Source organism: Dickeya sp. CFBP 2040 (assembly GCF_012273755.1).
GTDB classification, from domain to species: Bacteria; Pseudomonadota; Gammaproteobacteria; order Enterobacterales; family Enterobacteriaceae; genus Dickeya; species Dickeya poaceiphila.
Window position 1 is genome coordinate 22,178 of sequence record NZ_JAAVXH010000046.1, and the last position, 6,000, is coordinate 28,177.

Annotated in this window: 6 protein-coding genes; 4 read left to right on the forward strand and 2 right to left on the reverse strand. The window is 55.8% G+C overall.

Annotated elements, in window-relative coordinates:
• Positions 1-207: 207 nt before the first annotated feature.
• The 4 genes from hutI to ybcJ all read left to right on the forward strand — a co-directional run bounded on the left by hutI (position 208) and on the right by ybcJ (position 3,642).
• The gene (hutI, locus tag Dpoa2040_RS06645) at positions 208-1,422 is read left to right on the forward strand and encodes an imidazolonepropionase (protein WP_168640755.1); all 1,215 of its coding nucleotides are present in this window, start codon (positions 208-210) and stop codon (positions 1,420-1,422) included.
• The gene (gene hutG, locus Dpoa2040_RS06650) at positions 1,419-2,219 is read left to right on the forward strand and encodes an N-formylglutamate deformylase (RefSeq protein WP_168640757.1); all 801 of its coding nucleotides are present in this window, start codon (positions 1,419-1,421) and stop codon (positions 2,217-2,219) included. Before hutI ends, hutG begins: the two co-directional genes overlap by 4 nt.
• Positions 2,220-2,554: 335 nt before the next feature.
• Positions 2,555-3,424: a bifunctional methylenetetrahydrofolate dehydrogenase/methenyltetrahydrofolate cyclohydrolase FolD gene (gene folD, locus Dpoa2040_RS06655; protein WP_042874034.1), complete on the forward strand. Its 870-nt coding sequence runs from the start codon at positions 2,555-2,557 to the stop codon at positions 3,422-3,424.
• Between the two features lie 5 nt (positions 3,425-3,429).
• Positions 3,430-3,642, forward strand: coding sequence for a ribosome-associated protein YbcJ (gene ybcJ, locus Dpoa2040_RS06660; protein WP_042871970.1), 213 nt, complete (start codon positions 3,430-3,432; stop codon positions 3,640-3,642).
• A 78-nt stretch (positions 3,643-3,720) separates the two neighbouring features.
• Here ybcJ and cysS read toward each other — a convergent pair whose 3' ends face one another.
• Positions 3,721-5,106, reverse strand: coding sequence for a cysteine--tRNA ligase (cysS, locus tag Dpoa2040_RS06665; RefSeq protein WP_168640759.1), 1,386 nt, complete (start codon positions 5,104-5,106; stop codon positions 3,721-3,723).
• Positions 5,107-5,502: 396 nt separating this feature from the next.
• Entirely contained in the window at positions 5,503-5,925 is a 423-nt protein-coding gene (locus Dpoa2040_RS06670) for a DoxX family protein (protein WP_042871974.1), read from the reverse strand.
• Positions 5,926-6,000: the final 75 nt, after the last annotated feature.

Below are 6,000 nucleotides of genomic sequence, written 5' to 3' on the forward strand. Positions count from 1 at the left end.
GTCGGTGATTGTCATCAGTAATATTGTATAGACATATCTATACACCAAAGTCAGCAACGCAGGACATAAGGCTTTTTTATTCCGCAACGCAGCCGCTACTGTGACGGAGAAAGTGAATAAGAAATTCCTATTCCGTCACAGCTTGCTGAAATGCTGTGGTGGCGTATAACTTGTCTATACAAGACTATAACAGCAAGAGGGAACAGGATGACGATAGCCTGTGACAGTTTGTGGCTGGGTGCTGATCTGGTCACCCTACGCGGTGGTCACTATCAGGTGATTGAGGATGGGGCGCTGGCCATCACCGCCGGGCGCATCGTCTGGCTGGGCGCACGGCACACCTTGCCTGATTTTGCGCCGTCGCAGGTCACCGATTTCGGTGGCGGCATTATTACGCCCGGTTTTATCGACTGCCATACTCATCTGGTATTTGGCGGTGATCGCAGCGCTGAATTCGAGCAACGCCTTAATGGCGTCAGCTATGCCGATATCGCCGCTGCCGGCGGTGGCATTCTTGCCACTGTCAACGCCACCCGCGAAGCGAGCCACGATAGCCTGCTCACTTCGGCGCTCGTCCGCTTAAGGCCACTGCTGGCTGAAGGGGTGACCACGCTTGAGATCAAATCCGGCTATGGGCTGGACATGGACAGCGAGCTGAAAATGCTGCGGGTGATCCGTGAATTGGGGCGACAACAGCCGGTGCAGGTTGTTTCCACCTGTCTGGCCGCCCACGCCATTCCGCCGGAATTCAGGCAGCAACCGGAGGCGTGGATCGATCTGGTCTGCCGCGAACTGCTGCCAGCGGTGGTCAACGAAGGGCTGGCCGACGCCGTTGATGCCTTCTGTGAGCATCTGGCGTTCAGCCCGGCACAGGTAGAACGGTTGTTTCAGGCCGCGCAAGCACATCAGTTGCCGGTCAAACTCCATGCCGAACAACTCTCATCGCTAAACGGCAGCGCGCTGGCGGCCCGCTTTCAGGCGCTGTCCGCCGATCATCTGGAATACGCTACCGAGCAGGACGTGGCGGCGATGGCCGCAGCAGGCACCGTAGCGGTGCTATTGCCCGGCGCCTATTACCTGCTGCGGGAAACACAATGCCCGCCGGTCGAACGGTTTCGCCGCTACGGCGTACCGATGGCTATCGCCAGCGACTGCAATCCCGGCACGTCGCCTGCGCTGTCGCTACGGCTGATGCTCAACATGGCCTGCACCTTGTTTAGGCTCACGCCGGAAGAAGCGCTGGCCGGAGTAACGCTGCACGCCGCCCGTGCGCTGGGGCTGGAACAGAGCCATGGCTCGCTGGAAACCGGTAAGGTGGCGGATTTCGTGCACTGGCCGCTGGCACGCCCGGCAGAACTGGTTTACTGGCTGGGCGGTCAACTGCCCTGTACAACAATTTTTCGCGGAGAACGACGCTCATGACGCCATTTACACTTATTGAGGGCGACAGCCCGCTGCTGCTCAGCATCCCCCACGCCGGCACCGACCTGACGCCGGAAGTGGCTGACCGGCTCAGCCCCGCAGCCCGTCCACTGCCGGACACCGACTGGCATATCCCACAACTGTACGAATTTGCCCACGGACTGGGTGCCAGCGTGCTGGCGGCTAACTACTCGCGTTTTGTTATCGACCTGAATCGCCCGGCGGATGACCAACCGCTGTATACCACCGCCACCACCGGCCTGTTTCCAGACGTCCTGTTTGACGGTACGCCAGCGTTTATCCCCGGCGACGCGCCGCCGAAAGCGGTACGCGACGGTTATCTGCGCGATATCTGGCAGCCTTATCACCAGCAAATCCAGCAACAACTGGCGCGCATCAAACAACGCCACGGCTACGCATTGCTGTTCGACGCGCATTCCATCGCTTCTCAGATTCCACGCCTGTTTGACGGACGACTGCCGGATCTGAACCTCGGCACCAACGGCGGACTTAGCTGTGCGCCGTCTATTGAATCGGCGTTGCTGGAGATATGCCAGTCACAACAGCGCTGGAGCTGGGTAATCAATGGCCGCTTCCGTGGTGGTTACATCACCCGCGCTTACGGACAGCCGGAGCAGCATCAGCACGCCATGCAACTGGAACTGGCACAATGTAACTACATGAGTGAACTGGCGCCTTTTGCCTGGCAACCGGACAAAGCGCGGGAGCTGCAACGGATGCTGGAGCACATCGTACGCGCCTTTATGGACACGGCAGCCAGGCTATATCACCGCTGACTGCCGGTTTCTCAGCGAGGCAGGCCAATGCGAACATCGTTGTTATCAGCAACGACAAAGCGATCAACCGTTTCTTTCATGTCGCCGGCCTGCCTGTCGAGCAATTAGCTGGCAGTGGCCGCCTCTGACACCCACGCCGCATTCTGCCGGGTGACCTGCTCCATCAGTTCAGCACCTTGAGCCAGTAAACGGTCAAACGACTCTATTGTTGAAACTATAACGTTACTGATAAATCAGATATCACAATTAATAACCATACAACGCCTGACAGCCTGCGCGGCTTCTGCCAAAATAGGCGCAATCTCCCCGCATTGAAAATGATGGATTTTCTGTACATGGTTGCAAAAATTATTGATGGTAAAACGATTGCGCAGCAGGTGAAGGATGAAGTCGCCGTGCACGTGAAACAGCGCCTGGCTGCAGGCAAACGTGCGCCAGGGTTAGCCGTGGTGTTGGTGGGCGATAACCCGGCCTCACAGATTTATGTCGCCAGCAAGCGCAAGGTGTGTGAAGAAGTCGGTTTCGTTTCACGCTCTTATGACCTGCCAGCCACCACCACCGAGCCAGAACTGCTGTCGCTGATCGACGCGTTAAATGCCGATGCCGCTATTGATGGCATTTTGGTGCAGTTGCCGTTGCCAGCGGGAATCGACAATACCAAGGTCATTGAACGCATCGCACCAGACAAAGACGTAGACGGTTTCCACCCGTATAACGTTGGTCGCCTATGCCAGCGTGCGCCGTTGCTGCGCCCTTGCACCCCGCGCGGCATCGTCACACTGCTGGAACGCTATGACGTCAACATGTTCGGCCTGAACGCGGTGGTGGTCGGCGCATCGAATATCGTTGGCCGCCCGATGAGCATGGAGCTGTTGCTGGCGGGATGCACCACCACCGTTACCCACCGCTTCACCAAGGATCTGCGTCACCATGTCGAACACGCCGACCTGCTGGTGGTCGCGGTCGGCAAACCGGGCTTTATTCCGGGCGAGTGGATCAAACCGGGCGCTATCGTGATCGATGTCGGTATTAATCGGCTGGAAAACGGCAAAGTCGTCGGTGATGTGAAATTTGACGAAGCCGCAGAACGCGCCGCCTATATCACGCCGGTGCCGGGCGGCGTAGGCCCGATGACTGTCGCAACACTGATTCAGAATACCTTGCAGGCTTGCGAGGAATACCACGACACCCCGGCACAGGCATAATTCCCATGAACGTATTCCATCTGGATAAACACCCGCACGTGGAACTGTGCGATTTACTGAAACTGCAAGGCTGGAGTGAAAGCGGCGCCTCTGCCAAACAAGTGATTGCCGCCGGTGAGGTGACCGTTGACGGCCATACCGAAACTCGCAAGCGCTGCAAAATCGTTGCCGGTCAGGTAGTGCGCTTCGGCGGCGAGTCAGTTACCGTGCAGGCATAACGCCGGTTTTCATTAGCACCTGAAACAGTAAAGGCCCGGTTTTCGGGCCTTTACTATTGGAAGGGTGCTGAACGGCGATTACTTACGACGCCAGATGGTGCCCTGTGGGCCGTCTTCCAACACGATACCCATTTCCGTCAATCGGTTGCGCGCCGCATCCGCCAGCGCCCAGTCTTTAGACTGACGAGCATCGTTACGCTGTTTAATCAGCGCTTCAATCTCCTGCACTTCACTGTCATCAGCCTGCGCGCCGCTTTGCAGGAATAATTCCGGCTCCTGTGCCAGCAAACCCAGTACACCAGCCAGTTGACGCAACGCCGCCGCCAGACCATTGGCTGCCGCGGCATCGTCCGCTTTCAGGCGGTTGACCTCACGGGCCATGTCGAACAGCACCGAATAGGCTTCCGGCGTATTAAAGTCGTCATCCATCGCGTCGCGGAAACGGTGCTCAAACGCCTCGCCACCCGCTGCCGGCGCAGAGGCATCAGTGCCGCGCAACGCGGTGTACAAACGCTCCAGCGACGCGCGCGCCTGCCTGAGGTTCTCTTCCGTATAGTTCAGTTGGCTACGGTAATGACCAGAAATCAGGAAATAACGAATGGTTTCGGCATCGTAGTGCGTTAACACATCGCGCACGGTAAAGAAGTTATTCAGTGACTTGGACATCTTCTCCCGGTCCACCATGACCATGCCGGAGTGCATCCAGTAATTCACATAATCACCACCGTGCGCGCAGGTAGACTGAGCAATCTCGTTTTCATGGTGCGGGAACATCAGATCAGAACCGCCGCCGTGAATATCAAAATGTTCACCCAGTTGTTTGCAGTTCATCGCCGAGCATTCAATGTGCCAGCCGGGACGGCCATTGCCCCACGGCGACGGCCAGCTCGGCTCGCCCGCCTTGGACATTTTCCACAGCACAAAATCCATCGGGTTGCGTTTCACTTCGGTGATTTCCACTCGCGCCCCAGCCTTCAGTTGCTCCAGATCCTGACGTGACAGCACGCCATAACCCGGTGCGGTATCCACCGAAAACATCACGTCGCCGTTATCCGCCACGTAAGCGTGACGACGGGCTATTAATTTTTCAACCAGTTCAATGATTTCTGCGATGTAATGCGTAGCACGAGGCTCTTCATCCGGGGAGAGAATATTCAGCGCGTGAAAATCGGTATGCATCTCGCCAATCATACGATTAGTGAGTTGCTCGATGGTTTCGCCGTTCTCGGTCGCACGTCGGATGATTTTGTCGTCAATGTCGGTGATATTACGCACATATTTGACGTCATATCCCAGATAACGCAGGTAACGCGCCACCACGTCAAATGCCACGAAAGTACGCCCATGACCAATATGACACAGGTCGTAAACGGTTATCCCGCACACATACATGCCAACCTTGCCAGCGTGGATGGGTTTGAATTCCTCTTTTTGACGACTCAGGGTATTAAAGATCTTTAGCATCAGGGCATTCCATGGTGTTCGCAGGAGATGTGCATCGTTATCTGCGTTACGCGTAATAAAGTCGGTTTTTATCCGGTTTTCGGACGTAGAGCCTATCCCACCAGGCGTCATTGGCGCAGCCAGTTTGGACACGGACAGCGCGGAGAAACCGGAGCGTACACGGAGTACGTGAGGATTTCGAGCACTGCCCAGGGCCAAAATGGCAAGTAAAATAGCCTAATTGGGATAGGCTCTTAGCTGCGTATTGAAACCTGAACCCTGCCCTATTGCAAGCGGGTGTACCGAATATTAGCCATCCCTGTTGTTTCACGCTCTTACCGTCCTAAAACGCACAAACCCGGCGATATTGCCGGGTTTGTCTCGCTGCCAGTGCAGACGAATTTCACTATTGCACGCTTAGCGCAAGCGAGGATTGCTCATTACGGAGTATTTGCCGCTGCCCAGCAGCGCAATGGTGATACCGGCAAAGAAGTAAACTGCAACGTTCTCAATCCCCCATGCCCCGGTTTTATCAAGGGTGAAAATCGCTTCCGGATGCGCCAGCAAGAACGCCACGATCATGGTAAAGGCAAAAGCCAGCGCGGCAGGACGCGTCAGGATGCCCAGAATCATCATGATAGGTGCAATCACCTCACCAATAAACACGCCGTAGGCGATAAAACCCGGCAAACCATGCGCCGCCAGCATTCCCTGAATAGGGCCAACACCAGCAATCAGCTTATGAACGCCATGAAACAGAACCAAAATACTGAATGACAGTCGCAAAACCAGCTTGCCACAATCCGGGTTGTCTAAAAGCTGATTAATCCGATCCAACATAGTTTACCTACCTGTATGAATTATTGAATGAGAAACGTGTTAACGAGAGTGACTATCAACTACAACAAGAATATG

Bases quoted from the DNA above. Each gene is read 5' to 3' on its own strand.
- hutI (WP_168640755.1), top strand. From the start codon at position 208: ATGACGATAGCCTGTGACAGTTTGTGGCTGGGTGCTGATCTGGTCACC.
- hutG (WP_168640757.1), top strand. From the start codon at position 1,419: ATGACGCCATTTACACTTATTGAGGGCGACAGCCCGCTGCTGCTCAGC.
- folD (WP_042874034.1), top strand. From the start codon at position 2,555: ATGGTTGCAAAAATTATTGATGGTAAAACGATTGCGCAGCAGGTGAAG.
- ybcJ (WP_042871970.1), top strand. From the start codon at position 3,430: ATGAACGTATTCCATCTGGATAAACACCCGCACGTGGAACTGTGCGAT.
- cysS (WP_168640759.1), bottom strand. From the start codon at position 5,106: ATGCTAAAGATCTTTAATACCCTGAGTCGTCAAAAAGAGGAATTCAAA.
- Dpoa2040_RS06670 (WP_042871974.1), bottom strand. From the start codon at position 5,925: ATGTTGGATCGGATTAATCAGCTTTTAGACAACCCGGATTGTGGCAAG.